Source organism: Serratia sp. Ae19-1, from assembly GCF_059801225.1.
On sequence record NZ_JBCHWD010000001.1, the window covers coordinates 67,158 to 90,796 of the forward strand.

Below are 23,639 nucleotides of genomic sequence, written 5' to 3' on the forward strand. Positions count from 1 at the left end.
GCTTCACTCAATAGCGGATGCAGACCGATTTCGATTCGGTGTAGGCATCCAGCCAATCCGGGCCGAAATCGCGGCCGCTGCCCGACTGTTTAAACCCGCCGAACGGCATGTTCGGATCGATCAGCGTATGGGTGTTGACCCACACGGTGCCGGCCTGAATACGCGGCGTCAGCGCCATCGCTTTCTGCAGGCTGGTGGTCCACAGGCTGGCGGTCAGCCCGAAGTCGGTGTCGTTGGCCTTGCTCAGCGCCTCTTCGGCGCTCGCCACCCGGATCAGGTTGACCACCGGGCCAAACACTTCTTCGCGCGTCAGGTTCAACCGATCGTCCGGGTTGATCACCAGCGTCGGCGGAATGTAGAAGCCGTTGGCGTCCGGCCCGGCCACGCCGCCGATGAGCTCGGCGTTTTTCGCCCGGGCGTCGTCCAGGTAGGCCGCCACCTTGTTGCGGTGCGCAAGCGACACCAGCGGGTTGATTTGCGCGCCGGCATCCATCCCCGGCCCGACCGACAGCGATTTCACCGCCTGTTCAAAACCGGCTACCAGCTGGTCGTAAATCGGCGCTTCGATATAAATCCGCGAGCTGGCGGCGCACACCTGCCCCTGGTTGAGGAAGCTGCCGAGCATCAGGCCTTCGATCACCTGCTGCGGATCGGCGTCTTTCAGTACGATAGCCGGGTTTTTGCCGCCCAACTCCAGCGTCACGCGGGTCAGGCGATCCGCCGCGGCGCGCGCAATGCTTTTGCCGACCGGCGTGGAACCGGTAAAGCTGACTTTGGCGATCAGCGGATGTTCGGTCAGCGCCTTGCCGCACACGGTGCCGCGGCCGGTGACCACGTTGAACACGCCCGGCGGCACGCCGGCTTCGCTCGCCAGCTCGGCCATGCGCAGCAGGGTGAGCGGGGTGGTTTCCGACGGTTTGATGACGATGGAGCAGCCCGCCGCCAGCGCCGGCATCACTTTCCACATGCCGATCATCAGCGGGAAGTTCCAGGGCACGATGCCGGCGACCACGCCAATCGGCTCTTTGCGGGTATAAACCTGATATTTGGCGCCCGGCGGAATCGGAATGGACACGTCCAGCGTCTGGCCGGTGATTTTGGTCGCCAGCCCGGCGGTGTAACGCATCCAATTCAGGGTGTTGCCGACTTCTAAGCCGCGGGCGATGTTGATCGATTTGCCCTGTTCCAGGGTTTCGAGCTGCGCCAGCTCTTCGGCATGCTGCTCCACCAGATCGGCGAAGCGCAGCAGGATGCGCTCGCGCTCTACCGGCAGGCGCTGCGCCCAGACGCCTTCGCTGAAGGCTTTATGGGCGGACTGCACCGCCAGTGCGACGTCGTGTTCATTGGCGTCGGCGGTCGTGGCGATCTGCTGGCCATTGGCGGGGTTATACACCGCCAGGCGGCCTTCCGCGGCGGACGCGCGCCACTGGCCGTCGATATACAGCCCATGCTGACGATCGAGAAAACGCGATACGCTATCCAGCACGGCTACGGTATTGTCAGACATACATCCTCCGATCAGGCTCATCAGGTTAGGGTTAACCCTGAAAGTCTATATCAGCGGGAAAGCGGCGGCTTTGGTCTGCCTGACATTCGGTTTGCCCTGCGTGTCATTTTGCCGTGACGGACGAGTAAACTGCGGCCGGCGGGCGCCGGCCGAGAGGGATTACGAACTCAGCGTCGCCAGACGGGTGGCGAAACCGAGGAACAGCAGGCCGATCAGGCCATTGCCGAGCTTCGCCAGGCCTTTCTTGTGATTGAAGAAATGCGCCAGCATCGCGCCGGAGAAGATCAGCGTGCTCATGTAGATAAAGCTGACGGCTTCGAGGATCAGCGCCAGAATGGTGAACGACAGCCCGGTGTGTGCGTAGTTGAAGTCGATGAACTGCACGAAGAACGACACGTAAAACAGGATCGCTTTCGGGTTGGTCAGGCTCAGCGTCAGCGACTTGCGCAGAATGCTGTGGCCGCCTTCAATTTGCTGCTGTTGCGCCTGCGCCTTCTGCACGAAGGTGGCGTAGAGGATTTTTGCGCCGAGGAACAGCAGATAAATCGCGCCGAGAAAACGCACCAGGGTAAACAGGAACGGCGTGGTGCGGATCAGCGAAGCCACGCCGATATAGGCGCAGAAGATCAGGATCGCATCGCCGATAAACACGCCCAGTGCCGCGGTGTAGCCGGCGCGCACGCCGCGCGATACGCCGGTTTTCAGCACGTACAGCGTATTCGGCCCCGGCAGAATGATGATGAAGACCACCCCGGCCAAATAGGTCCATAAATTCAGGACGCCAAAACTCTCTAACACAATAACCTCTCCATGCGCGCAACTAACAGGCAAAAACACTGGCCACGCCCGTGGCCGGCCGCGATCCTAACGCCGTGCAAGCGGGTTGGCAACGTAATAAACTTCATGTTGTTGGTTAAAAATTGTCGAAAGATTGTTGAAAACGTCGGCGCCGAATTAAAAAGCAAGAGTCGGCGTGTTTCGCTAACGGCCCGTCACTATGCTGGTTAACACCTAAACCGCAGTGAGGAACGGATGATGAAAAACATAATCGACAGCGCCGATCCGCGCTGGCTGGCGATTGTCAGCCGCGACAAACACGCTGATGGCCGCTTTATCTACGCGGTGAAAACCACCGGCGTGTATTGCTCGCCTTCTTGCCCGTCACGTCAGCCGAATCGGCAAAACGTGGAGCTGTTCGACGACGCGGCGCAGGCGGAGGCCGCCGGCTATCGGCCGTGTAAACGCTGCCGACAGGGGCTAACGCCGCTGTCTGAGCAGCATGCGCAGCAGATCGCCGAGGCCTGCCGCTATATCGAACGAGCGGAGAAAGCGCCGTCGCTGCAGATGCTGGCGCGCCACGTCGGGTTGAGCCAGTACCATTTTCACCGGCTGTTCAAGGCGATCACCGGCCTGACGCCGAAAGGCTATGCCGACGCGCAGCGCAGCCAGCGGTTGCGCTGCGGTCTTAAGCAGCAGGAGACGGTGACCGACGCGATATTCGACGCCGGCTATGGCGCCAATGGCCGCTTTTACCAGCAAGCCAACGCCGCGCTGGGCATGACGCCGAAAGCCTACCGGGCGGGCGGCAAAGGCATGCGCATCCATTTCGCCGTCGGGCGCTGTTCGCTGGGCGAGATCCTGGCGGCGCAAAGCGAAGTCGGCATCTGCGCCATTTTGCTGGGGGACGATGCGCAGCAGCTGGTACAGGATCTGCAGGACAAATTCCCCAACGCCGAACTGATCGGCGGGGACGCGCAGTATGAAACGCTGATGGCGCAGGTGGTGGGCCTGATCGAAGCGCCGGAGAGCGGGCTGGCGCTGCCGCTGGATATTCGCGGCACTGCATTCCAACAGCGAGTCTGGCGGGCGCTGCAGACGATACCGGTCGGTGAAACCGTCAGCTACGCCGATATCGCCCGGCGCATCGGCGCGCCGAAGGCGGTGCGCGCAGTAGCCGGCGCCTGCGCCGCCAACATGCTGGCGGTGGCGATCCCCTGCCACCGGGTGGTGCGCAACGACGGCGCCTTGTCCGGTTATCGCTGGGGCGTCGAGCGCAAGCAAGCCTTGCTGGAAAAAGAGGCGCAGCGATGAGCGGCGCGCTGGCGGCGCGGTTGGTCGAATTGGACTGGTCGGCGATCGAACGCGAACTTGATGCGCAGGGAAGCGCGCGCCTGCCGGGCGTGCTCAGCGCCGAACTGTGCCGGCAATTGGCGGCGCTTTATCCGCATGGCGAACATTTTCGCAGCCGCATCGTCATGGCGCGTCACGGTTTTGGCCGCGGCGAGTACCAGTATTTTGCGTATCCGTTACCGCCCCCGGTGGCCGAAGCGCGCAGCCTGCTGTACGCGCGGTTGGCGCCGTTGGCCAATCGCTGGAATGCCATGCTGGGTCTGGAGACGCGTTATCCCGCCGAACACGAGGCCTACCTGGCTGAATGCCATCAGGCCGGCCAGCGGCGGCCAACGCCGCTGCTGTTGCGTTACACGGAGGGGGATTACAACTGTTTGCATCAGGATTTGTACGGCGAACGGGTGTTTCCGCTGCAGGTGGCGTTCCTGCTTTCCGCCCCCGGGCAGGACTTCACCGGCGGCGAGTTTGTGCTGACCGAACAGCGGCCGCGCATGCAGAGCCGGCCGGAGGTGGTGCCCTTGCAGCAGGGGGACGCGGTGGTGTTCGCGGTGCACCATCGGCCGGTGGCCGGGGCGAGAGGCTACTATCGGGTCAATCTGCGCCACGGCGTCAGCCGGATACGCACCGGGCAACGCCACACGCTAGGGGTGATCTTTCACGACGCGTTATAGCTTGCGCGCCAGCAGGGTGGCGAAGCGCAGCGAGATGCGGTTGCCGGCGGCATCGGTCTTGTGCAGTTGCCCGACGTCCTCGTTGTATTTGAGGATCTGCCAGTCGCGATAATAGTGCTTCAGCTCGCCCGGCTTGAAGGTGAACGGGAACGGCAGCGGGCAGGGATAATCCTCGGTATCCATCGCCGCCACGATCAGGTTATGGCCGCCGGGCACGGTGCTGTCCTGCATGTTTTGCACGATATGCGGGATCTGCTGGCGCTCGAGGAACATCAACACCACGGTGGACAGGATGAAGTCATACTCGCCGCTGAAGCGGTGGATATTGAGATCCTGCACCCTGGCGCTCAGGCGGGTCAATTGCTCGGCGTCGATGATCTGGTTGAGGCGCGCTATCGACGGCGCGTGCTTGTCCCAGGCGGTGACGTCGAAGCCTTTCAGATTGAGATAGAGCGAGTTGCGCCCGCCGCCGCAGCCCAGATCCAGCGCCTTGCCCGGCGCGATGCGTGCCGCCGCCTCGATCACTTCGGAATGGGTGCGCGTCAGTTGGTATTTCTTGTGGTAGTACTCTTCCGGCGAGCAGTAAAACGCCAGCCGACAGGTCATGTCGTCTGAGAAGGAAACGATGCGATGCCACTGCTGCGGTTCGATAAACGGCGGCTGGCTTTCGGGGCTGAACTGCCAGGTCTCGGTGGTGGCGCCATCCTCGGTCATCATGGCGAACGTCAGGCTGCCGCTCAGCACGGTGAGTTTCGCCCAGGTGCCGCTCTGGGTGTTGTGGCGCTGGCGAAAGGCTTCCGGCAGCGTGTCGCTGTTCCATTCCGGCAGGGTTTTATAGCAAAGCAGCTGCTGCTCCATAGGGGGCTCCTCTGGCTGGGCGAGCAAAGTGATTTATATGATGTATATAAAATACATCTTTATCGATCGTTTGAACATAGCGGCCTGACGGAAAGACGCGACGAGATCTTTATACTGGATTGTGCGCGGCGGCTGGGCTAATTTCAGTGCTGTTGATGTCATTACGTTCAGGGAAAAGATGCCGATACGCCGTTTATGCCACCCGATGCCCTTCCGTTTGCTGAGCCTGGCCGCGCTGCTGGCGCTGGCGGGCTGCACCAATAAAACCACCACCACGGCGCCGGCGGCGCGCCCTGCCGACGTCAAAGCTCAACTGATGAAACTGATCCCGGCCAACGCCGGCGACCGTCAGGGCTGGGCCACCGATATCGCCGCCGCCTTCGCCGCGCAGGACATCGAACCGAGTAATGAAAACCTGTGCTCAGTGTTGGCGGTGACCGAACAGGAATCGACGTTCCAGGCCAACCCGCAGGTGCCGGGGCTGCCGAAGATCGCCTGGAAGGAGATCGACCGCCGCGCCGATCAGATGCACATCCCGAACTTTTTGGTGCATACCGCGTTGAAGATCTCGTCGTCGAACGGCCAGAGTTACAGCGAGCGGTTGGATAAGGTGCGCACCGAGAAGGATCTGAGCGATATTTTCGATGACATGATTGACCGCGTGCCGATGGGGCAGAAGCTGTTCGGCCATTTGAACCCGGTGCATACCGGCGGCCCGATGCAGGTGAGCGTCGCCTTCGCCGAGGCGCACGCCAAAGGATACCCTTATCCGGTAGACGGCTCTATTCGCCGCGAAGTCTTCAGCCGGCGCGGCGGCATGTATTTCGGCATTATGCATTTGCTGGGATATCCGGCCGATTACAGCCGGCCGATTTATCGCTTCGCCGACTTCAACGCCGGGTGGTACGCCAGCCGCAACGCGGCGTTCCAAAATGCGGTCAGCCGGGCGAGCGCCATTCCGTTGGCGCTGGACGGCGATCTAATCGACTTCGGCAGCGACAAGCCCGGTGCCACCGAATTGGCGGTGCGCACACTCGCCAAGCGTCTTAACATGAGCGACAGCGCCATTCGCCGGGCGTTGGAGAAAGGCGATACCGCCGGCTTCGCCGACACCGACCTGTATAAGAAAGTCTATGCGTTGGCGGGCGGCAAACTGCCGCGCGAGATGCTGCCGGGCATCCAGCTGGAAAGCCCGAAAATCACCCGCAAGCTGACCACCGCCTGGTTCGCCAAGCGGGTGGACGAACGTCGTCAGCGCTGCATGGCGCGCGCCGGCGGCGGGTAACGGCTGCGCCGTCAGAGCGAGTGAATAAAGTCGATCACGGCTTGCGCCACCGCCTGTGGCGCATCCTCCATCAGAAAATGCCCGGCCTGGGGAAACACCTGCAACCTGGCACCGGGAATATCGCTTTGCAACCGATGAGCGTAGCTGAGCGGTTGCCACTCGTCGTCGGCTCCCCACAGGATCTGCACCGGCAGGTGCAGCGTCGGCAAGCACTCGGAAAAATCGGCGGTATAACGGGCATCGTAGTGGGCGATCTGATGCCGGTAAAACGCCGGTTGGCCGATGACGCCGACGATCGGCGTCAGATAGTGGCGTAGCAGTTCGCCCTCCATCAGCGTTTTGTCGAACACCGCCATTTTCAATTGCCGCGTCATCGCCTGTTCATGCTGTTCCGGCGCCATGACTGCATAGTGTTGATAATGGTCGCGCATGTCGCGCCAGGACGGCGAAGGCCAGGAATCGTAACTGCAGATGTCCGCGATGGTCAGCGAGCGAAAACGCGCGGCATGGCTGAAGGCCGCACGCAGCGACAGCGCGCCGCCGATGTCATGACCGAAGATGTGCGCCGTTTCCAGCTCCCAGTCATCCAGCAATGCGATCAGCAGTTCCGCCTGCGCGGCGATGGAGGTATCCGCCGTCAGCGGCCGCTCCGAGGTGCCGAACCCCAGCAGATCGTAGAGATGAACCCGAAATCCCGCCGCAATCAACGACGGCAGCAGGTGCCGCCAGACGATCGCGTGCGCTGGGGTGCCATGCACTAGCACCAGCGGTTCCCCCGCGCCGTGGACGCCGGCGGTGATGCGATGGCCGTTGATGATCCGGTGTTGGTTAAGCAGATTGGGAAAAGCATTCATGACGAATCTCCAGAGAAGGGATGTTTTTCTACCCTAACCGGCGCCTTTTCATGACGCCAATGACAAGTTATGGTGAACTCATCCCAGTTTTGTCATGGTGGAAACATGAACCAGCGTTTGTCGATAGATGCCTTGCGTGCGCTACTGTGTGTGATTGACACCGGCAGCATGACCCGAGCGGCGCAGCAGCTTAATCTCAGCCAGTCGGCGGTCAGTTGGAAAATCAAACGGCTGGAGGCGCAACTGGGGCGCACATTGCTGGATCGCCAGGGGGCGGCATTGGCCGTCACCGCAGACGGTGAAGTGTTGGCCGAACACGGGCGGCGCATTTTGAGTGCGCACGATCGGGCGCTGGCGCATTTTGCGCCTTCAGCCCTGCAGGGCGCGGTGCGGCTCGGCGCCACGGAGCAGACGCCATTGCCGCCGTTGGCAGCCCTGTTGGCGGCGTTCAGCGATCGGCACCCGCAGGTTGACGTGCAGTTGGTTATCGGCCAAAGCCAGTCGCTGCGCCGCGGATTGGCACAGGGAGAACTCGACCTGATCCTGTACCAGAGGTTTGACGGCCCGCATGATGAGGCCGAGACGTTGCTCGGTAGGGAACGTTTGCATTGGTGTTCGTCGCCTGGCTGGCACTATCGGCAGGGGGAATCCATCAAATTGGTGAGCTACGGACCGGACTGTTTTTATCGTAGCCTGGCGGAACGGTTGCTGAGCACTGCAGGCATAGGCTGCAAAATAACTCTGGAATGCCCTTCAGTTACCGGGATGTTGACGGCGATTGCCGCCGGTATGGGGGTCGGCGTGCTCAATCAGCGATGTCTGGATCGACGAGTGCGAATCGATAGGACGCTGGAACGTTTGCTGCCGCTGCCGACGGTGGTGAATGCGCTGCGTATCGGGGAGGGGCCCCGGCGTTCGCTGGCGCAAACGCTGGGGAGCGAGATCGCGGCGGCGTTGCAAACCGATACCGCTTCCTGAGAAGCGGCACGGTAGCGCCTCAGGCACTGCGGCGTGGGTTGGTCAGGCCGAAGTTAAAGCTGTTGCAACGGTTGCAGAACTCTTTCATCACCGGCGGCGTGTCCATCATCGGCACTTTCACCTCGATAAACGCCAGCCGATCCTGCCGCGAGGCGTGTTCCAGCGCCATTTCCAGCTGTTGTGTGGTTTCCACCGCCACGCTGAACGGCTGCGCCTGGGTATTCAGCACCGCCGGCAGTTTGGCGTAGTCCCACGGGCTGATATCGTTGTAGGACGAGCTTTCGCCGAGGATATAGCGCTCGATGGTGTAGCCATCGTTGTTGATCAGGAAGATGATCGGCTTTTGATCGCAGCGCAGCAGGGTGGAGACTTCCTGGGCGGTGAGCTGGAAGGAGCCGTCGCCGATGAACAGCAGGTGTCGGCGCTCCGGGGCCGCCATCAGGGTGCCGAGCAGCGCCGGTAGGGTATAGCCGATCGAGCCCCAAATCGGTTGGTTGACCACCTTGACGCCGTCGGGCATGCGCATGCCGCCGATGGCGGCGCCCGAGGTGCCGTTTTCGACCACCACCACGTCATCCGCCCGGATGAAACGTTGGATCCGTTGCCACAGATAGGCCTGGTCGATGGGGGCGTCGCTCGGCGTCGCCAGCTTGTCACGCGGATCGGCCAGCGGCGGCAGGCGTTGCGCCGGCGCATCTTCGCTCAGCTCCAGCAGCGCCTGCAGCAGATCCGCCGTCGATACCGCCGGGTAGGAGGTGTTGTCCAGTTTCATCGAGAACGGCTGAATGTCCACCTGAGCGGCGGCGGGAATTTGCTGCGAGAAATAACCGGTGGTGGAATCCACCAGACGCACGCCGAAGCTCAGCACGCAGTCTGAGTGGGCCATGCGGTCATACAGTTCGGGGCGCGACAGGTTGCCGCTGTAGCCGCCCATCCAACCGGCGGTGTTTTCCGGGATAATGCATTTGGCGGTCGGCATATTGGTCAGGGGAATGGCAAAGCGGTGAGCGACATCGATAACCAACTTCTGCAGCCGATAACGATCCACCATTTGGTCGACCAACATGATCGGGCGCTGCGCGCGTTTTATTTTGGTTAACAGCGCCATCGCCGCTAATTGCACATTGTATTTATCGCTGGCCGGCAACTGCGGTGCCTTCGCCGCTTCGGCGACTTCAATTTCGACATCGCAAATATCTGACGGCAGCTGTAAATACACCGGTTTCTTCTCTATCCAGGCGCGGGAAATAACGCGTGGGATTTCCTGCGCGGCATTTTCCGGCGTAATCAGAGCCTGAGCGACGGTGAATTGCTTAAAGCAGTTCATGACGTTGTCGAAATTGCCGTCGCCAAGGGTATGGTGTAAGAGCTGATGATTTTTCATCGCGTGCAGCGGCGGCGTGCCGGCGATGCAGATCACCGGCGAAGATTCGGCATAGGCCCCGGCAATGCCGGACAGCGCGGCCAGATCGCCGACGCCATAGGTGACGATCAGCGCGCCGGCGCCCTTCATCCGGGCGTAGCCGTCGGCGGCGTAGGAGGCGTTCAACTCATTGCAGTTGCCGACAAACGTCAGCCGTTCATCGCTTTCCAGCAGCTCCAGCAGGCTGAGGTTATAGTCGCCGGGCACGCCGTAAATGCGATCGACGTCCAGGGCGTACAGCTGTTGCAGAATGAATGACCCGATAGTTATTTTCATTGATTGCTCCGGATTATTTATCTTTATTTTGTCAGGCGAAAATCAGCAAAAATAAATTGCTGGCGATGTTGTGTCGTTAGCATTAACAGTTATTTAAAGTGGCGGCTTGTTCAAGATAGGGGGAGCAGGCGATGAATAGGCGGTTTGTATTCGGGGCTTTACGCGATGGCTTTATGTATAAATAGTGTGGTTATTGGGTGTCAGAGCCGAGCGGTATTTTTCATTGACGGTATATCGGCGGAAAAATGGCGGCGTAGTGGCATTTGGCATGATGCAGGACGAATGATCCGGTACTTCTGACGCCGCGTAAAATCCCATTGGGCGCTGCAGCGCGTTTTGCCTGAGAAAGAAATGCATAACCTCACGTAAGGACGCATTTTGGTGATCCGTCGCACGCTTATTTCACGAAACCATTCCGTAACCATCCAAAAACAAAAATTTAACAATGAGGTTTTTTTATTCGGGCAGGGTTGTCAGTTTTGCTTTACGGATGCCGCAATGCGCGCGGCGTCGGGCCGGGGTAAAAATGTGCCGTCACGGGCGCTAATATAACGTGGCGGCCATCACATTCCGTGCGAACTGATACGTAAACTTTTCTCTACGTGCGCGCAGATGGCGTATACCTACCAGAGAGGGCGGCGCCCCAGGGGCACTGACCGGCGGGGAGAAAGAGCGATGAAAAGCTATCGACATATTCTGGTGCTGATTCATGATGAGCATGATGGGCTGCCATTGCTGCGTCAAACGGTGGCGATGGTGCGCGGGCTGTCTGTCGCCATCACCGTCGGCCACCTTAACGCCGACTACGCGGAGCTGGAATACGGCAGCGACGCGTTGGTCAAGGATCGTCAGGCGCAGGAAGTGATCGCCGCCAAGGCGATGCTGAGCCGGCTGGTGAGCGCCGTCGATGCGCCGGTTGCGGTTAAAGAGATCGTCACCATTCGGCGCTTTAAGGACGTGAGCGATTTTATTCGCCAGGCCGGTATCGATCTGGTGGTGGTCGGGCACCAAAATCGCCTGTTCGGTCTTTACTCCTCCTATTCCCTGGAGTTTGTGAACCGTCTCGATGTCGATGTTCTGGTCAAGCACCTTGCTCGTGAGTAGCGTGCGACAAAGCGGACTTTTCCCACGGTTTTGCCGCCCGAAAGGCGATAATATGCAGCTGCCGGTGCAAGCTGTTATAAACCAAAGTGAATTTTCCGGTGCTAAGCTTAACCAAAACACAACGGGCGTTGGATAAATTAGATACAGCTTGATCTTGCCTGGGCTATCGGTAAAAATCTGCGGCCGTATTTTTACAGGAGCTTTACGATGTTTCTCAAACGGACTCTTTTGGCATGTTCTCTGGCGTTGATATTTCCTGCACTGCCTTCTTACGCTGAGGTTAGTACAGAAAGTGGCAATACCGCGCAAGCTGAGAAACCGGGTCTATGGCAGCGTTTTACCCATAACGTGGCGGAGACCTGGAACAATTCGCCTAACCACGATCTCTATATCCCGGCCATCACCTGGCACAACCGTTGGACTTACGATGATGAACATATCGATAAGTACAACGAGCGCCCGTGGGGCGCCGGTTACGGCATCTCCCGCTACGACAGCGACGGTGACTGGCACGGCATCTACATCATGGCGTTCAAGGACTCCTTCAATAAATGGGAGCCTATCGGCGGCTACGCCTACGAGAAGATCTGGCGCCCGCTGGACGACAAGGATTTCCGCCTGGGGCTGGGCTTCACCGCCAGCGTCACCGCACGCGACAACTGGAAATACATTCCTATCCCGGCGCCGCTGCCGTTGGCCTCTATCGGCTATCAGCGGCTGACGTTCCAGGCGACCTACATTCCCGGCACCTATAACAACGGTAACGTGTTCTTCGCCTGGCTGCGCTGGCAGTTCTAAACTTCCTGAATTCCGAAAAACGGCGCGGCGGCGAGATAAAAGGAACTTGTCGCCGCCGGCGGCGTCGGAAAGGTATCCCGGCGCGCTGCGCCGATCGCATGCCGTTCTTACAGGAGTTTTACCACTATGATCACCAAACATCGTTTACTGCTGGCTTTGGCGCTGTCCGCGACCCTGGCCAGCGGCGCCACCCAGGCCGCCGGTCTGATGGATTCTCTCAGCAGCGCGGCGGACGAACTGAGCAAATCGGGCGGCGACAGCGGCGGCGGCATGTCGCTCTCCTCGTTGACCGGCCTGCTGAACGGTGGCGACAAAGCGTTGAGCTCCAGCAGCATGACCAACGCCGCCGGCATCCTGCAGTACTGCGTGAAAAACAACGTGCTGTCGGCTAACGGCGCCGAAGGGGTGAAAGATCAACTGCTCAGCAAGCTGGGCATCACCAGCACTGAAAACGCCAAGAGCCAGGATTATCAGCAGGGCCTGGGCGGCTTGCTGCAGACCGGGGAAGGCAAGAGCCTGGATCTGAACAGCCTGGGTACCTCGCAGATCACCGAGAAGGTGAAACAGAAAGCCTGCGATCTGGTGCTGAAACAGGGCAAATCCTTTATTTCATGATCAGCGAATGGCGGAGCGCGCTCCGCCGTTCGTTTTTTGCATAAGCTGGAAAAATGAAAAAAACGTTGATGCTTTCCCTGCTGGCAGGGATGACGATGTTGCAGGGGTGTTCCGTGAAATCCAACGATGCGCCGCCACCGCCGCAGGTGAAACCGATCGGCATGGCGAACCCGGCTGACGTGTATTGCACCAAAATCGGCGGCAAGCTGAACGCCAAAGAGAACGCGGCGGGCCAGTATTCCACCTGCACGTTGCCGAATGGGCAGGAAATAGAAAGCTGGGAGCTGTTCCGGCGCGATCATCCAGTGAAAAAGTAACCCGCGCGGCGCCGGTTTTTCTGCCCGGCGCCCGATCAGAATTGGCGATCGCCTATCGGCTGCAGCTGCAGGCTGCCGTCCTTTTGCAGCGATAGCGGCAGGCGCCAATCGCTCTGCTTATCCAGGTTGAACGGCCTGGAACGGAACATGCAGCCGGTCTTGATGTTCTTGATTTTCATCACGTGTTCCGCATCCGCATTGATTTTCACCTCGAAGCTGCCGGCGGCCGGAATAAAAACTTCCGCCAGCTGTTGCGGCGCCGCCGGCGTTTCCAGCTTGACCAGCACCGCGAAACCGTTGTCCCGGTTGTCCAGCGTCAGCCGATGAAGGCCGGTGGCAGGCAGCTGAGTCGGCTGATGCAGATAGCCGGCTGACGCAGGCCAAGCTTGCCCGGCATTATCATGCAGTGGTCCGCCGCACTGCTCACGCGCTTCGCGCTGCGGCAGTTCGCGCTTGATCGCGCGGTTGTAATCGGTGGGCGCGGCGAGGCTGAATTCGTCGTCATACTGGTGGGCGCGCAGATAGCGCTTGGCGCCGAGCACCCCGACGGCAACCAGCATGAAGAACAGAAATATCCTCAGGCGATTTTTAAAAATCAGCCCAAACAGCTTCCCGGGTAATTGGAACAGCCACCTTGCGATCGTCAATAACATCGTTTTCCCTTTGCGCCCAAGCCGTTACGTCTGCGGTAACTTCGCTTGCCTCAGTATAGCCAAAGCGTTGCCACCGGGCGGCATGCGCCATGAAATTCCTGTTTTTTACCCCAAACCTTCCTCTAACAGCAACAGCAGCAGGAAGCCGGCAAAGAACATCGCGGTGGCGAACGGGGTCTCTTTCCCGCCCTCATGCGCTTCGACCAGCAGCTCCTCGGTCACCAGGTAGAGCAGGGCGATCAGGCCAAAGGCCAGGAAGGCGGTCAGCCAAAATGCGCCCAGCATGGCCACCGGGGCCCCCAGCAGGCCGCCGATGGGCAGCAGCAGCGCCAGCCCGACGATCGCCGCCATGGCGCGCAGCCGTCTGCCGAGGAAATCTTTCAAATCGCTGACGATCGACAACCCCAGGAACAGCACCTCCAGCGTTAACGCCAGCGTCAACAGCAAACCGGCTTTGGCGCCGGCCGCGAAGGCAATGCCCAGCACCAGCCCATCGATGAAGATATCGACGCCGACTGCGGCGATAAAGCCGACCGGCCCCTGTGCCTTTTCGCCCAGCCGGCGAACCAACAACATCAACAGCACCCCCGCGGCACCGCCCAGCAATACGGCCACGGGCGACTGCTGTTTGAGATCGGGCAGGATCTCAGTGGCTGCGGCGGCGAAAACGATGCCGGCGGTAAAGTGATGGATGACGCGCATCGTGGCGTCGCCGGGGCGACGATAGAGCGCCACCGCCGCGCCGATGACGGTAGCTGCGGCGGGAAACAGGGTATAAAGCACGGCGGAGGTCATCGCGTAATAATCCCTTTATCTGTGATGTCTCTCTCAGTCTAGATGAGCGCCGTCGATTCAGCGTGGTGAAAAAATGTTTGTACGATTTTGTTCATTTGTGTACATTTGTGATCACTTTAGCATCAGCGGGCTTATGTGATGTCCAAATTGTTACCGAATGAACGCCACCAGGCTATTCTCGAAACGCTCCGCCAACAGGGGCGGGTGCTGGCTCTGGAGATGGCGCAGCGGCTGAATACGACTGAAGCGACTATCCGTCGCGATCTGCGCCAGCTGGCGGCGCAAAACCTGTGCAAGCGCATCTATGGCGGCGCGTTGGCGCCAACGCCGGCCGATGGCCCGGTTGCGGCGCGCATGGCGCTCAGCGGCGATGAGAAGCTGGCGCTGGCGCAGACCGCGCTGGCGCTGATCGGCGAAGAACAGCTGATTTTCCTCGACGCCGGCAGCACTCACCTGTATCTGGCGGAGTTGTTGCCGCGCGATCGGCGTTTGACGGTGGTGACCAATGCGTTGAGCATTGCCGTGAAAATGCTGGAACGGCCGGAGATCCGCACCATTCTGATCGGCGGTGAACTGGATGAACAGGTCGGCGGCTGCGTGGACGCTAAGGCGGCGGAAGAGATCGACGGCTTTCATTTCGATCTGGTGTTCACCGGTATCTGCGCCTATGACCCGGACGGCGGTTTTTCCGCGCTGAGCTATCAGGACGCCACCTTCAAAAAGCGGCTGCTGAAGCGCGCCGGCAGCGTGGCGGTGCTGTGTACCCGCGACAAACTCAATACCTACGCCCCTTATCCCTTCCTGCCCGCCGGGCGGGTGGACCATCTGGTGACGGCGCGCGGCGCGCACCCGCAGCTCGAGTTGCAGGTGGCGCAAGGCGGCGGCCAGGTTTGGCACAGCGACTTATCGACCGGAGAATGATGATGAAAATAGCCCATGTTGCCCTGTGGACCCGCGACATCGACGCGCAGCTGACGTTCTGGCAGCGTTATTTCAACGGTGAGGCGGGCGAGGAGTACGTCAGCCGCAATCGGCCGGGGTTCGTTTCCCGTTTCGTCAGCCTGGCGGCCGGGCCGACGCTGGAGATCATGCGCGTGCCGACGTTATTGCCGGCGCAGGCTCAGGAGGAACGGGTGGGCTGGGCGCACATCGCGCTGTCGCTGGGGGATGAGCGGCAGGTCGATCTGCTGGCGCAGCGCGCACAGCAGGAAGGCATCTTGCTGTCCGCGCCGCGCTGGACCGGCGATGGCTTCTACGAGGCCGTCCTCCGCGATCCGGACGGCAACGCGATCGAAATCACCGCCTGATCACTCTTCTTCGATGCTGGCGAACTGCTCGCCCAGATAATCGAGCAGCAGCCGCACCGCCGGCAACAGGCCGCGGCGCGACGGGTAGACCGCATGCACCACGCCGCCCTGCGGCTGCCAGCCCGGCAGCAGCTGCACCAGCTCGCCGCGCAGCATATCGTCGCGCATCATCATCGCCGGCAGCTGAACGATGCCGGCGCCGGCGATGGCGGCGGTGCGCAGCATCAGCATGTCGTCGGTGACCAGCCGCGGCGTGTGCTCCCATTCCACCTGTTCACCCTGCGGGCCGGTCAGCCGCCATTGGTGCTGAGCGCGCGCCGGGCCGAGATCGAGCGTCGGGTATTTGCGCAGGTCTTCCGGCGTTTGCGCCGGCCCGAGAGTGCGCACCAGCGCCGGGCTGGCGGCGACGCACCAGGTGCGTTGCGCCAGGATCTTCAGCACCAGATCGCTGTCCTCCAGCGGTGGCGGCCGCACGCGGATCGCCAGATCGAGCCCTTCACCTACCACGTCCACCCGGCGGTTAGTGGCCTCCAGATGTACCGTCACCTTGGGGTAATCGGCCATAAAGGCCGCCACCATGCTGCCGACGCGGGTGTGCAGGATCGCTACCGGACAGGACATGCGCACCGTGCCGCAGGGTTCGGCGCGCGTCTGTTCGATCGCCTGCTGTGCCGCTTCCGCTTCCACCAGCATCGCCTTGCAGTGCGCATAATAGGTTTGGCCGATCTCGGTCACTGAGAAACGCCGCGTCGAGCGCTGGATCAGGCGCACGCCCAGCCGCTCTTCCAGCAGTGCCACGCGGCGGCTGAGTTTGGATTTGGGAATGCCCAACGCCCGGCCGGCGGGGGCGAATCCCTGGTGATCGACCACGCTGGCGAAGAAAAACAGGTCGTTCAGATCGGTCTGCATCGTAGCCCTTATCGTTCCACCAGTAGAACGCTGAGTGTACATCTTGCCTACTACTGCAGCAAACCCCGGCAGATTAAACTTCTGGCATCAACTTAAGGCCGTGAGGTCTGAAACGGGAGTTCAAGATGAAAAAAATCCTCGGTATTCACAACAGCCCGGAAGCGCACTGGGTCGGTAACGGTTTCCTGGTGAATTCGCTGTTCTCTTATAACGATTTGGGGGCGGAAATGAGCCCGTTCCTGCTGCTGGATCACGCGGCGCCGACCAAATTCCGCTCCGCCTCCGGCACCCGCGGCGTGGGTCAGCACCCGCATCGCGGTTTTGAAACGGTGACCATCGTCTATCAGGGCGAAGTGGAGCATCGCGACTCGACCGGCAGCGGCGGGGTGATTGGCCCCGGCGACGTTCAGTGGATGACCGCCGCCTCCGGCATCCTGCACGAAGAGTTCCATTCGCGGGACTTCTCGCGCAACGGCGGCACCATGGAAATGGTGCAGCTGTGGGTCAACCTGCCGGCCAAGGACAAAATGGCCGAGCCGGGTTACCAGACGCTGCTGAACGCCGACATTCCGGTGGTTCCGCTGGCGGACGGTGCAGGGCAGGTGCGGGTGATCGCCGGTGACTTCGGCGGCCATGCCGGACCGGCGCGCACCTTCAGCCCGCTCAACGTGTGGGACATGAAGCTGAATGCCGGCCACACCACCACGCTGACGGTGAAAGAAGGCCATACGCTGGCGCTGGTGATGCTGCACGGCGCGATCCTGGTCAACGGCGAAGAAGTCGTGCGCGAAACCCAAATGGTGCGTTTCGACCGGGCGGGGGACTCGATCACTATCGAAGCCAACAACGACGTCGCGCTGCTGGTGCTGAGCGGTGAACCGATCGATGAGCCTATCGTCGGCTACGGCCCGTTCGTGATGAACAGCGACGCGGAAATCCAGCAGGCGTTCCGTGACTTCAACAGCGGCAAGTTCGGCAGCATGAAGGCCGAAGCGAGCGTCGGTTGATGCCTGCGCCTGGGGCGGGAAGTGCTCCCTGGCTCAGGCGCTACACTTAAACCTCAATGCCCCGTCACACCGGCGGGGCATTTCATCCGCAACATCAAACCCCACAGGAGTAAAACCATGACTGCAAATTACAAACGCCTCGACAAGGACCAGGCCGCCGTATTGCTGGTGGATCATCAGGCAGGGCTGCTTTCGCTGGTACGCGATATCGATCCCGATCGGTTTAAAAACAACGTGCTGGCGCTGGGTGATTTAGCGAAGTATTTCAACCTGCCGACCATTTTGACCACCAGTTTTGAAAACGGCCCCAATGGCCCGCTGGTGCCGGAACTGAAAGCCCAATTCCCCGATGCCCCCTTCATTCCGCGTCCTGGCCAGATCAATGCCTGGGACAACGACGACTTCGTCAAGGCGGTGAAAGCCACCGGCCGCAAGCAGCTGATCATCGCCGGCGTGGTGACCGAAGTGTGCGTGGCATTCCCGGCGCTGTCTGCGCTCAATGAAGGTTTCGAGGTATTTGTCGTGACCGACGCCTCCGGCACCTTCAATGAACTGACCCGTCAGTCGGCATGGAGCCGCATGGAGGCCGCCGGCGCGCAGTTGATGACCTGGTTCGGCGTCGCCTGCGAGCTGCATCGCGACTGGCGCAACGATATCGAAGGCCTGGGCACGCTGTTCTCCAACCATATCCCGGACTACCGCAACCTGATGACCAGCTACAACACGCTGACCAACGGTAAGTAACGCGACGGCCCTTTACCCAACCTTTCGCCTTTCATCACGTTAGACGCGGGATGTAAGCAAAGCGCAGCGGGGCGAAAAGGTAGCGAAAAGCGGCTTTCTCATTGGCCGGGGGCGGGGTAGCGTAATCCCGAACCCGGCAAATGAGGCTAATTCAATGAAACAAGCAATCAAGATCCTGGCGCTGCCCTGCATGGGGGCGGCGCTGCTGTTCAGCGCGAGCGCGATGTCGGCGCCTGAGAAGCCTGCGGCCAATGCGCTGCCGCCTTTGATGGACGCGCCGATGCGCATGCCGCCTTTCCCGGGCGGGCACCCGCCCAAGCCGGGTTTCTGCCGCGGTGGCGAGCTGTTCTGCGCCACCTCGGCCAGCGATAATCCGGTGGAGACCATCAACAAACTGACGGCGGTGATCCCAGCCGGCACCGCCAAACACTATGAAGTGCGCATCGCGGTAGTGGCCGTGCCTGACGCGCCGCCTACGCCTTAACGGGCCTTGTCATCCCGCTCTGGCCCGTACGCTCAAGGCGCGTTAGGCTAAGGCGAGCGTTTATCGGGAGGCGGGATGACCCCTTTATCACAGCTGCCTTACCTCCAACCCGGCGATCGCGCGCTGTTGTTCGACGGCGAATGCAATCTGTGTCATGGGCTGGTGAGATATTTGATTCGCGCCGATCGGCAACGGCGCATTTTGTTGGCGACGGTGCAATCCGTCGAAGGACAGGCGATCCTGCAGGCGTTGGGATTGCCGACCGATCGTTTCGATTCCGTGGTCTATGTTGAGCAGGGGCGTTATTGGCTGCGTTCGGCGGCGTTGTTTCAGGCGCTGCGCCAATTGGCTTGGCCATACCGCGCGCTGGCGCTGGGGCGTTATCTGCCGTCGAAGCTGGCGGACAAGGTGTACGACGCGGTCGCCGGCAATCGCTACCGGCTGTTTGGCCGTAGTGACGGCGCCGGTCTGCCGGGTGCCGATCAGCCCGGGCGCTATCTGCCGCGGCGACGGGAACCGCCGGCCTGAGCTTTACGCTTCTTTACCATCCAACCGCTTGAAATATCAGCACTCCAGCTCCATATAATGGAACGTTCAGCCAACAAGGAGCGCGTATGGGAATCAGTGAAGAAGAGCACATCCGCCGTTTGACCCAGGAGAAAAACGACATGGGCAATACGGCGAAATGGGTGGCGATCGTTTCCGCCGTGTACTTTGCCTTGATGGTGTTTTACGGCCATCCGACCGGCGTGCTGGCGATGTCGGGCGCGGTGTTCATCGTCTCTGCCACCACCTGGTTGAAAAAACGCCAGAAGGTCAAATCTTATCGCCTGGCGTTGGCCAAAATCAGCGACGATCAGCCCTGATAGTCGCAGCGCCTTAGCGTATACACCAGGCTCGGCGCCGCGCCGGGCACGTCATCCAGCGTATCCGCCCGCTGCATACCGATCTTTTCCAGCACTCGCCACGATGCCTGATTCTCCGCCCGCACAATGGCGGAAATCTCCTCCAGACCTAATCCGATAAAACCGTACCGCAATGAAGCGCGCGCCATTTCGGTGGCTAGCCCCATGCCCCACACGCGGGTGTCGAAGCGATAGCCGAGGTTCACGGTGCGCTGCGCGCCGAGCGGTTTCCAGGACAATCCGCCAAAGCCGATAATCCAATCCGGCCGTTCGCGCAGCGCGAGCGCCCAGGAGCCGTAGCCGTGTTGATGCCAGCCGGCGAGCCGGTCTTGCAGCGCCGAAGCGGCCTGCGCTTCGCTGGTAAGCGGGCCGGCGGGGTTAAAGCGCTGGGTTTGTGGATCGCCGAAGATGGCGTAGAAGCGTTCGAGGTCCGCCATCACCGGCGGGCGCATCTGCAGGCGTTCACTGAAGAACGGATCTGAAGGCGTAAAGCTCATCGTCGTTTCTCCTGACTGGATAAATGAACAGCGTTCACTGTAGTCCAGATCGGCGAAACGGGAAATCCCCCTCTCAGGGCGAGAGGGGGAACGGGCATTACAGGAAGGAATCGTCGTCGTCGTTGTAATCGTCGTCGGCGTAGTCCGTGTCGTCCTGATAGTTGGCGTTTTGGAAGCCGTTGTCCTGGTTCAGGAAGCTGCCGCCATCGCCGTTGTTGAAGGTATCAAGGTTGTTGGAGGCGTCGAAATTGCGCATCGCGCTGTCGTCCAATTGCGCCGGGGTCTCTTCGATAATGTTCACGATTTCCTGCGGCTGCGAATGGCGGAACATGCCGGTCAGCATGTCGGCCAATACCACGCCGCCGGCGACGCCGGCCGCCGTTTGCAAGGCGCCTCCCAGGAAGCCGCCGGCGCGTGAAGGCGCCGCCTGCTGAGGTTGGGCATAGGCAGGCTGTTGCTGCTGCTGTTGCGCGTAGCCCCCCTGCTGCGCGTTGTTCCAGGCCGCCGTATTTTGCTGCTGCGCCTGATACTGTTCACGCGGGCTCGGCGTGCTGCGGTTGCCGCCGCCGAACAGCCCGGCGAGGAAGCCGCCGCTGCTCTGCTGGCCGTTGGCGTTTTGCTGCAACTGCGCCACCTGGGCCTCAAGCTCTTTGACCCGCTGGTCCATCTGCTTGAGCGCCGCTTCCTGAATGATCATCGCCTGCGCCATGTAATAAGGGGCGGAAGGTTGCTCGCGAATATGCTGATTGATTTGCTGCTCTGCCTGGAGATCCCGTGGGCCAGTCTTGGTCTCGGCTTCTTTCAGGCGGCCAAACAGACCATCGATAAGGCGTTGTTCTTCGGATTGCATAGGAGTACCTCAGGAGATAAATAACGGTGCTGGATGATCACTATCATCGGTAACAATCACCCTAGCGCGTTTGCGTGAACCAATAAATAAATGGTGGGTAAACCTGTCTATGAATTTGTTACCAATTACGGCAGCGGGATCAGCATCACCAGCTTCAGGCCGCTGTGTTCCGCCGGGTGAAAGGTGAGCTGGCGATAGCGCAGCGCGCCTTGCTGAGGATGCTCGAAGGTTCTTTCGCCGCCTTCGCGCGCCATCACGTCATGCTGCTTCCACCAGTGATTAAAGTCCGCGCTGTTGTGCGTCATGTTGCGCACAAAGGCGCGCATCTCTTCGGTATTTTGATGATGGCTGGTCTCGGCGCGAAACTCGGCCACCACGCGGCGCGCACGTTCTTCCCAATCGCTGACCAGCGTTTTCGCCAGCGGGTGGAAGAACATGAAGTGCAGCAGGTTGGGGCTGTTGGCCGCATCCAGCCAGCCGCTGAACAGCGTCGCCGCCTGCGGGTTCCAGGCGACGACGTTCCAGGTCACGTCCAACAGATAGCAGGGGACCGTCATCTGATGCACGCTTTGCAGCACCGCGTCATTGGCGGTTTCGCGGTGCGTTTCCTGCTCAGGATCGGCGACGCGCGCCAGGGTAAACAGATAGTGGCGTTCGGCGGGGCCGAGCCGCAGCGCCCCGGCGATGCGCGCCAGCGTGAAGGGGGAAATGGACACCTCGCGCCCCTGTTCTATCCAGGTATACCAGGTGGCGCTGATGCCGCTGATCTGCGCCAGCTCTTCGCGCCGCAGGCCGCTGGTGCGGCGCCGTGAAGAGCTGGGCAGGCCGATCATTTCCGGCGTGATGCGTTCGCGGTGCGCGCGCAGAAACGCACCGAGGGCTTTTGGCCCGGATAAGGCTTCTGATAACATTGCATGGTACCTATTTATACCAGGATAACTGCTCATATTGTACCCGTATATCAGCCTGATTATAGTAGCCGAAAGCCTTCAGGCACAGGCGCAAGCCGGATAATAACGGGAGCAAACATGAGCATCAGCAACAGTCACAAAAACGCGGTAGACCGGCAGTTCGGCGAGCAGGCCAACGCTTATTTAACCAGTGCGGTGCATGCGCAGGGCAAGGATTTGCAACGTCTCACGCAGTTGCTGGCGCCGCACGCCGATGCGCGCCTGCTCGATCTGGGCTGCGGCGCCGGGCACGCCAGCTTCACGGCGGCGGCCAGGGTGGCGCAGGTGGTGGCCTACGATCTGTCGGCGCAAATGCTGGCGGTGGTGAAGCAGGCGGCGGCGGAAAAAGGCCTGGGCAACATCCAACTGCAACAGGGGGTGGCGGAGTCGTTGCCGTTTGAGGACGCCAGTTTCGATCTGGTGATCAGCCGTTATTCGGCGCACCACTGGCACGACGTTGGCCAGGCATTGCGCGAAGTGCGGCGGGTGCTCAAACCGGGCGGCAAAGCGATCTTTATGGACGTGGTTTCGCCGGGGCATCCGCTGTTGGATATCTATCTGCAAACCGTGGAAGTGCTGCGCGATACCTCGCACGTGCGCAACTATGCGCCGGGCGAATGGCTGACGTTGCTGACCGAGGCCGGGCTGGTGGTGCGTGAGGTGACGTCGGATCGGTTGGTGCTGGAGTTCGGCAGTTGGGTGGCGCGTATGCGCACGCCGGCGCATTTCGTTACCGCGATCCGCGCGCTGCAGCAAAGCGTGTCGCAAGAGGTGGCGGCGCATTTCGCCATTCAGCCGGACGGCTCTTTTACCAGCGATATCATGATGTTTGAAGCGACGAGAGGCTGAAAGCAACGGGGCAGCCGATAAAGGCTGCCTCGCGAAACGCTATCGACAAGATGCGCTTATTTTTTGTCTTCCAGCAGGCAGCGGTAGATCAGGCCGCCGATAATGCCGCCGACCAGTGGCACCAGCCAGAATACCCACAGCTGCTGCAGCGCCCAGGTGCCCTGGAAGATCGCTACGCCGGTGCTGCGCGCCGGGTTGACGGAGGTATTGGTCACCGGGATGCTGATCAGGTGGATCAGGGTCAGCGTCAGGCCGATCGCCAGCGGGGCAAAGCCTGCCGGCGCGCGCTTGTCGGTTACGCCGTGAATAACGATCAGGAAGAAGGCGGTGAGCACCAGCTCAATCACGATCGCGGCTTGCAGAGAATAACCGCCTGGTGAGTGTTCGCCGTAACCGTTGGAGGCGAAACCGCCTGCGGTGGCGTCGAAACCGGCTTTGCCGCTGGCGATCAAATACAGCACCGCCGCTGCGGCGATACCGCCGATGACCTGAGCGATAACGTAAGGAATAACGTCTTTCGCCGCGAAACGGCCGCCGGCGAATAAGCCGACGGTGACCGCCGGGTTAAAATGCCCGCCGGAAATATGGCCGACGGCATAGGCCATCGTCACTACGGTCAGACCGAAAGCGAGCGCGACGCCGAGGAAACCAATACCCAGCTGTGGGAATGTCGCTGCTAATACTGCGCTACCACAACCACCAAACACCAACCAAAATGTGCCAAAAAATTCAGCAAAAAGTCGCTTTGACATAGATTCCATCCTGCGGAATAGACTAACGGGCGTTAGCACTAAAAACTATAGAACAGCTTTTTCAGTTCATGCAGATATTCTATAGAATTTTCTTAATGCACCTTGAATAACGGCGGTATTA

29 protein-coding genes are annotated in these 23,639 nt (G+C 60.6%); 16 read left to right on the plus strand and 13 right to left on the minus strand.

The window, feature by feature from the left end:
- Positions 1-7: 7 nt before the first annotated feature.
- Both AAIE04_RS00360 and leuE read right to left on the minus strand, forming a co-directional pair.
- Positions 8-1,507, minus strand: coding sequence for an aldehyde dehydrogenase family protein (locus tag AAIE04_RS00360; protein WP_498576303.1), 1,500 nt, complete (start codon positions 1,505-1,507; stop codon positions 8-10).
- A 159-nt stretch (positions 1,508-1,666) separates the two neighbouring features.
- Entirely contained in the window at positions 1,667-2,305 is a 639-nt protein-coding gene (gene leuE / locus AAIE04_RS00365; protein ID WP_016928933.1) for a leucine efflux protein LeuE, read from the minus strand.
- 237 nt (positions 2,306-2,542) lie between these two features.
- On the opposite strand from leuE, the gene ada reads away from it, so the two are divergent.
- Together ada and AAIE04_RS00375 are read left to right on the plus strand one after the other, a co-directional pair.
- Positions 2,543-3,598: a bifunctional DNA-binding transcriptional regulator/O6-methylguanine-DNA methyltransferase Ada gene (ada, locus tag AAIE04_RS00370; RefSeq protein WP_019454271.1), complete on the plus strand. Its 1,056-nt coding sequence runs from the start codon at positions 2,543-2,545 to the stop codon at positions 3,596-3,598.
- On the plus strand, positions 3,595-4,308 hold the full coding sequence (locus AAIE04_RS00375; protein ID WP_063918805.1) for a 2OG-Fe(II) oxygenase: 714 nt from the start codon (positions 3,595-3,597) through the stop codon (positions 4,306-4,308). The genes ada and AAIE04_RS00375 overlap by 4 nt, the downstream gene beginning before the upstream one ends.
- Here the strand turns inward: AAIE04_RS00375 and tehB are convergent.
- Complete coding sequence (gene tehB, locus AAIE04_RS00380; protein WP_063918806.1) at positions 4,303-5,166, minus strand: SAM-dependent methyltransferase TehB; 864 nt, start codon at positions 5,164-5,166, stop codon at positions 4,303-4,305. The genes AAIE04_RS00375 and tehB overlap by 6 nt on opposite strands.
- A 178-nt stretch (positions 5,167-5,344) precedes the next feature.
- On the opposite strand from tehB, the gene AAIE04_RS00385 reads away from it, so the two are divergent.
- Positions 5,345-6,451, plus strand: coding sequence for a DUF1615 domain-containing protein (locus AAIE04_RS00385; RefSeq protein ID WP_498576304.1), 1,107 nt, complete (start codon positions 5,345-5,347; stop codon positions 6,449-6,451).
- A gap of 11 nt (positions 6,452-6,462) precedes the next feature.
- On the opposite strand, the gene AAIE04_RS00390 is transcribed toward AAIE04_RS00385, so the two are convergent.
- Entirely contained in the window at positions 6,463-7,305 is an 843-nt protein-coding gene (locus AAIE04_RS00390) for an alpha/beta fold hydrolase (protein ID WP_498576305.1), read from the minus strand.
- A gap of 69 nt (positions 7,306-7,374) precedes the next feature.
- Between AAIE04_RS00390 and AAIE04_RS00395 the strand changes: the two genes are divergently transcribed.
- Positions 7,375-8,283: a LysR family transcriptional regulator gene (locus AAIE04_RS00395; RefSeq protein ID WP_498576306.1), complete on the plus strand. Its 909-nt coding sequence runs from the start codon at positions 7,375-7,377 to the stop codon at positions 8,281-8,283.
- 19 nt (positions 8,284-8,302) lie between these two features.
- Here AAIE04_RS00395 and AAIE04_RS00400 read toward each other — a convergent pair whose 3' ends face one another.
- Positions 8,303-9,982 carry an alpha-keto acid decarboxylase family protein gene (locus tag AAIE04_RS00400; protein ID WP_498576307.1) on the minus strand — a complete coding sequence of 560 codons (1,680 nt, stop codon included), beginning with the start codon at positions 9,980-9,982 and terminating at the stop codon, positions 8,303-8,305.
- Positions 9,983-10,657: 675 nt separating this feature from the next.
- Between AAIE04_RS00400 and AAIE04_RS00405 the strand changes: the two genes are divergently transcribed.
- The 4 genes from AAIE04_RS00405 (at position 10,658) to AAIE04_RS00420 (ending at position 12,816) form a co-directional block, all read left to right on the plus strand.
- Positions 10,658-11,086, plus strand: a complete 429-nt coding sequence (locus tag AAIE04_RS00405; protein ID WP_498576308.1) for a universal stress protein — start codon at positions 10,658-10,660, stop codon at positions 11,084-11,086.
- A 207-nt stretch (positions 11,087-11,293) separates the two neighbouring features.
- Positions 11,294-11,884, plus strand: coding sequence for a lipid IV(A) palmitoyltransferase PagP (gene pagP, locus AAIE04_RS00410; protein ID WP_025160075.1), 591 nt, complete (start codon positions 11,294-11,296; stop codon positions 11,882-11,884).
- A 126-nt stretch (positions 11,885-12,010) separates the two neighbouring features.
- Entirely contained in the window at positions 12,011-12,499 is a 489-nt protein-coding gene (locus AAIE04_RS00415) for a YjjA family protein (protein WP_498576309.1), read from the plus strand.
- Between the two features lie 53 nt (positions 12,500-12,552).
- Positions 12,553-12,816, plus strand: coding sequence for a putative hemolysin (locus AAIE04_RS00420; protein ID WP_019454261.1), 264 nt, complete (start codon positions 12,553-12,555; stop codon positions 12,814-12,816).
- Between the two features lie 35 nt (positions 12,817-12,851).
- On the opposite strand, the gene AAIE04_RS00425 is transcribed toward AAIE04_RS00420, so the two are convergent.
- From AAIE04_RS00425 to AAIE04_RS00435, 3 genes are read right to left on the minus strand one after another with little or no spacing between them, the layout of a single operon-like run.
- Positions 12,852-13,469 carry a hypothetical protein gene (locus AAIE04_RS00425; RefSeq protein WP_019454260.1) on the minus strand — a complete coding sequence of 206 codons (618 nt, stop codon included), beginning with the start codon at positions 13,467-13,469 and terminating at the stop codon, positions 12,852-12,854.
- Positions 13,405-13,560 (minus strand): hypothetical protein, encoded by a 156-nt coding sequence (locus AAIE04_RS00430; protein ID WP_198636236.1) that lies wholly within the window; start codon positions 13,558-13,560, stop codon positions 13,405-13,407. Before AAIE04_RS00430 ends, AAIE04_RS00425 begins: the two co-directional genes overlap by 65 nt.
- Positions 13,561-13,574: 14 nt before the next feature.
- Complete coding sequence (locus AAIE04_RS00435; protein ID WP_498576310.1) at positions 13,575-14,264, minus strand: ZIP family metal transporter; 690 nt, start codon at positions 14,262-14,264, stop codon at positions 13,575-13,577.
- A gap of 138 nt (positions 14,265-14,402) precedes the next feature.
- Between AAIE04_RS00435 and AAIE04_RS00440 the strand changes: the two genes are divergently transcribed.
- On the plus strand, positions 14,403-15,185 hold the full coding sequence (locus AAIE04_RS00440) for a DeoR/GlpR family DNA-binding transcription regulator (protein WP_498576311.1): 783 nt from the start codon (positions 14,403-14,405) through the stop codon (positions 15,183-15,185).
- Between the two features lie 2 nt (positions 15,186-15,187).
- Positions 15,188-15,571: a glyoxalase/bleomycin resistance/extradiol dioxygenase family protein gene (locus AAIE04_RS00445; protein WP_063918813.1), complete on the plus strand. Its 384-nt coding sequence runs from the start codon at positions 15,188-15,190 to the stop codon at positions 15,569-15,571.
- Here AAIE04_RS00445 and AAIE04_RS00450 read toward each other — a convergent pair whose 3' ends face one another.
- Positions 15,572-16,480 (minus strand): LysR family transcriptional regulator, encoded by a 909-nt coding sequence (locus tag AAIE04_RS00450; protein ID WP_019454256.1) that lies wholly within the window; start codon positions 16,478-16,480, stop codon positions 15,572-15,574.
- A 125-nt stretch (positions 16,481-16,605) separates the two neighbouring features.
- Here AAIE04_RS00450 and AAIE04_RS00455 point away from each other — a divergent pair, with 125 nt between their 5' ends.
- The 5 genes from AAIE04_RS00455 to AAIE04_RS00475 all read left to right on the plus strand — a co-directional run bounded on the left by AAIE04_RS00455 (position 16,606) and on the right by AAIE04_RS00475 (position 19,581).
- Positions 16,606-17,487, plus strand: coding sequence for a pirin family protein (locus tag AAIE04_RS00455; protein ID WP_019454255.1), 882 nt, complete (start codon positions 16,606-16,608; stop codon positions 17,485-17,487).
- Between the two features lie 117 nt (positions 17,488-17,604).
- Positions 17,605-18,231: an isochorismate family cysteine hydrolase YcaC gene (ycaC, locus tag AAIE04_RS00460; protein ID WP_004928476.1), complete on the plus strand. Its 627-nt coding sequence runs from the start codon at positions 17,605-17,607 to the stop codon at positions 18,229-18,231.
- Between the two features lie 154 nt (positions 18,232-18,385).
- Positions 18,386-18,715: a hypothetical protein gene (locus AAIE04_RS00465; protein WP_498576312.1), complete on the plus strand. Its 330-nt coding sequence runs from the start codon at positions 18,386-18,388 to the stop codon at positions 18,713-18,715.
- Between the two features lie 75 nt (positions 18,716-18,790).
- Positions 18,791-19,243 carry a thiol-disulfide oxidoreductase DCC family protein gene (locus tag AAIE04_RS00470; protein ID WP_498576313.1) on the plus strand — a complete coding sequence of 151 codons (453 nt, stop codon included), beginning with the start codon at positions 18,791-18,793 and terminating at the stop codon, positions 19,241-19,243.
- An 86-nt stretch (positions 19,244-19,329) separates the two neighbouring features.
- On the plus strand, positions 19,330-19,581 hold the full coding sequence (locus AAIE04_RS00475; protein WP_063918814.1) for a hypothetical protein: 252 nt from the start codon (positions 19,330-19,332) through the stop codon (positions 19,579-19,581).
- On the opposite strand, the gene AAIE04_RS00480 is transcribed toward AAIE04_RS00475, so the two are convergent.
- From AAIE04_RS00480 to AAIE04_RS00490, 3 genes are all read right to left on the minus strand, one after another.
- A complete protein-coding gene (locus AAIE04_RS00480; protein ID WP_019454251.1) occupies positions 19,572-20,117 on the minus strand; it encodes a GNAT family N-acetyltransferase in 546 nt (181 codons plus the stop codon). The two genes, AAIE04_RS00475 and AAIE04_RS00480, sit on opposite strands and share 10 nt — an antisense overlap.
- Before the next feature lie 97 nt (positions 20,118-20,214).
- Positions 20,215-20,967 carry a DUF2076 domain-containing protein gene (locus tag AAIE04_RS00485; RefSeq protein WP_019454250.1) on the minus strand — a complete coding sequence of 251 codons (753 nt, stop codon included), beginning with the start codon at positions 20,965-20,967 and terminating at the stop codon, positions 20,215-20,217.
- 125 nt (positions 20,968-21,092) lie between these two features.
- A complete protein-coding gene (locus AAIE04_RS00490; protein WP_498576314.1) occupies positions 21,093-21,878 on the minus strand; it encodes a helix-turn-helix transcriptional regulator in 786 nt (261 codons plus the stop codon).
- 117 nt (positions 21,879-21,995) lie between these two features.
- Between AAIE04_RS00490 and AAIE04_RS00495 the strand changes: the two genes are divergently transcribed.
- On the plus strand, positions 21,996-22,766 hold the full coding sequence (locus tag AAIE04_RS00495) for a class I SAM-dependent methyltransferase (protein ID WP_019454248.1): 771 nt from the start codon (positions 21,996-21,998) through the stop codon (positions 22,764-22,766).
- A 56-nt stretch (positions 22,767-22,822) separates the two neighbouring features.
- Here AAIE04_RS00495 and aqpZ read toward each other — a convergent pair whose 3' ends face one another.
- Positions 22,823-23,518, minus strand: a complete 696-nt coding sequence (aqpZ, locus tag AAIE04_RS00500) for an aquaporin Z (RefSeq protein ID WP_498576315.1) — start codon at positions 23,516-23,518, stop codon at positions 22,823-22,825.
- Positions 23,519-23,639: the final 121 nt, after the last annotated feature.

Coding starts and splice junctions, on each gene's coding strand:
- AAIE04_RS00360 (WP_498576303.1), bottom strand. CDS start 1,507: ATGTCTGACAATACCGTAGCCGTGCTGGATAGCGTATCGCGTTTTCTC.
- ada (WP_019454271.1), top strand. CDS start 2,543: ATGAAAAACATAATCGACAGCGCCGATCCGCGCTGGCTGGCGATTGTC.
- AAIE04_RS00375 (WP_063918805.1), top strand. CDS start 3,595: ATGAGCGGCGCGCTGGCGGCGCGGTTGGTCGAATTGGACTGGTCGGCG.
- tehB (WP_063918806.1), bottom strand. CDS start 5,166: ATGGAGCAGCAGCTGCTTTGCTATAAAACCCTGCCGGAATGGAACAGC.
- AAIE04_RS00385 (WP_498576304.1), top strand. CDS start 5,345: ATGCCGATACGCCGTTTATGCCACCCGATGCCCTTCCGTTTGCTGAGC.
- AAIE04_RS00390 (WP_498576305.1), bottom strand. CDS start 7,305: ATGAATGCTTTTCCCAATCTGCTTAACCAACACCGGATCATCAACGGC.
- AAIE04_RS00395 (WP_498576306.1), top strand. CDS start 7,375: ATGGTGAACTCATCCCAGTTTTGTCATGGTGGAAACATGAACCAGCGT.
- AAIE04_RS00400 (WP_498576307.1), bottom strand. CDS start 9,982: ATGAAAATAACTATCGGGTCATTCATTCTGCAACAGCTGTACGCCCTG.
- AAIE04_RS00405 (WP_498576308.1), top strand. CDS start 10,658: ATGAAAAGCTATCGACATATTCTGGTGCTGATTCATGATGAGCATGAT.
- pagP (WP_025160075.1), top strand. CDS start 11,294: ATGTTTCTCAAACGGACTCTTTTGGCATGTTCTCTGGCGTTGATATTT.
- AAIE04_RS00415 (WP_498576309.1), top strand. CDS start 12,011: ATGATCACCAAACATCGTTTACTGCTGGCTTTGGCGCTGTCCGCGACC.
- AAIE04_RS00420 (WP_019454261.1), top strand. CDS start 12,553: ATGAAAAAAACGTTGATGCTTTCCCTGCTGGCAGGGATGACGATGTTG.
- AAIE04_RS00425 (WP_019454260.1), bottom strand. CDS start 13,469: ATGTTATTGACGATCGCAAGGTGGCTGTTCCAATTACCCGGGAAGCTG.
- AAIE04_RS00430 (WP_198636236.1), bottom strand. CDS start 13,560: ATGGCGCATGCCGCCCGGTGGCAACGCTTTGGCTATACTGAGGCAAGC.
- AAIE04_RS00435 (WP_498576310.1), bottom strand. CDS start 14,264: ATGACCTCCGCCGTGCTTTATACCCTGTTTCCCGCCGCAGCTACCGTC.
- AAIE04_RS00440 (WP_498576311.1), top strand. CDS start 14,403: ATGTCCAAATTGTTACCGAATGAACGCCACCAGGCTATTCTCGAAACG.
- AAIE04_RS00445 (WP_063918813.1), top strand. CDS start 15,188: ATGAAAATAGCCCATGTTGCCCTGTGGACCCGCGACATCGACGCGCAG.
- AAIE04_RS00450 (WP_019454256.1), bottom strand. CDS start 16,480: ATGCAGACCGATCTGAACGACCTGTTTTTCTTCGCCAGCGTGGTCGAT.
- AAIE04_RS00455 (WP_019454255.1), top strand. CDS start 16,606: ATGAAAAAAATCCTCGGTATTCACAACAGCCCGGAAGCGCACTGGGTC.
- ycaC (WP_004928476.1), top strand. CDS start 17,605: ATGACTGCAAATTACAAACGCCTCGACAAGGACCAGGCCGCCGTATTG.
- AAIE04_RS00465 (WP_498576312.1), top strand. CDS start 18,386: ATGAAACAAGCAATCAAGATCCTGGCGCTGCCCTGCATGGGGGCGGCG.
- AAIE04_RS00470 (WP_498576313.1), top strand. CDS start 18,791: ATGACCCCTTTATCACAGCTGCCTTACCTCCAACCCGGCGATCGCGCG.
- AAIE04_RS00475 (WP_063918814.1), top strand. CDS start 19,330: ATGGGAATCAGTGAAGAAGAGCACATCCGCCGTTTGACCCAGGAGAAA.
- AAIE04_RS00480 (WP_019454251.1), bottom strand. CDS start 20,117: ATGAGCTTTACGCCTTCAGATCCGTTCTTCAGTGAACGCCTGCAGATG.
- AAIE04_RS00485 (WP_019454250.1), bottom strand. CDS start 20,967: ATGCAATCCGAAGAACAACGCCTTATCGATGGTCTGTTTGGCCGCCTG.
- AAIE04_RS00490 (WP_498576314.1), bottom strand. CDS start 21,878: ATGTTATCAGAAGCCTTATCCGGGCCAAAAGCCCTCGGTGCGTTTCTG.
- AAIE04_RS00495 (WP_019454248.1), top strand. CDS start 21,996: ATGAGCATCAGCAACAGTCACAAAAACGCGGTAGACCGGCAGTTCGGC.
- aqpZ (WP_498576315.1), bottom strand. CDS start 23,518: ATGTCAAAGCGACTTTTTGCTGAATTTTTTGGCACATTTTGGTTGGTG.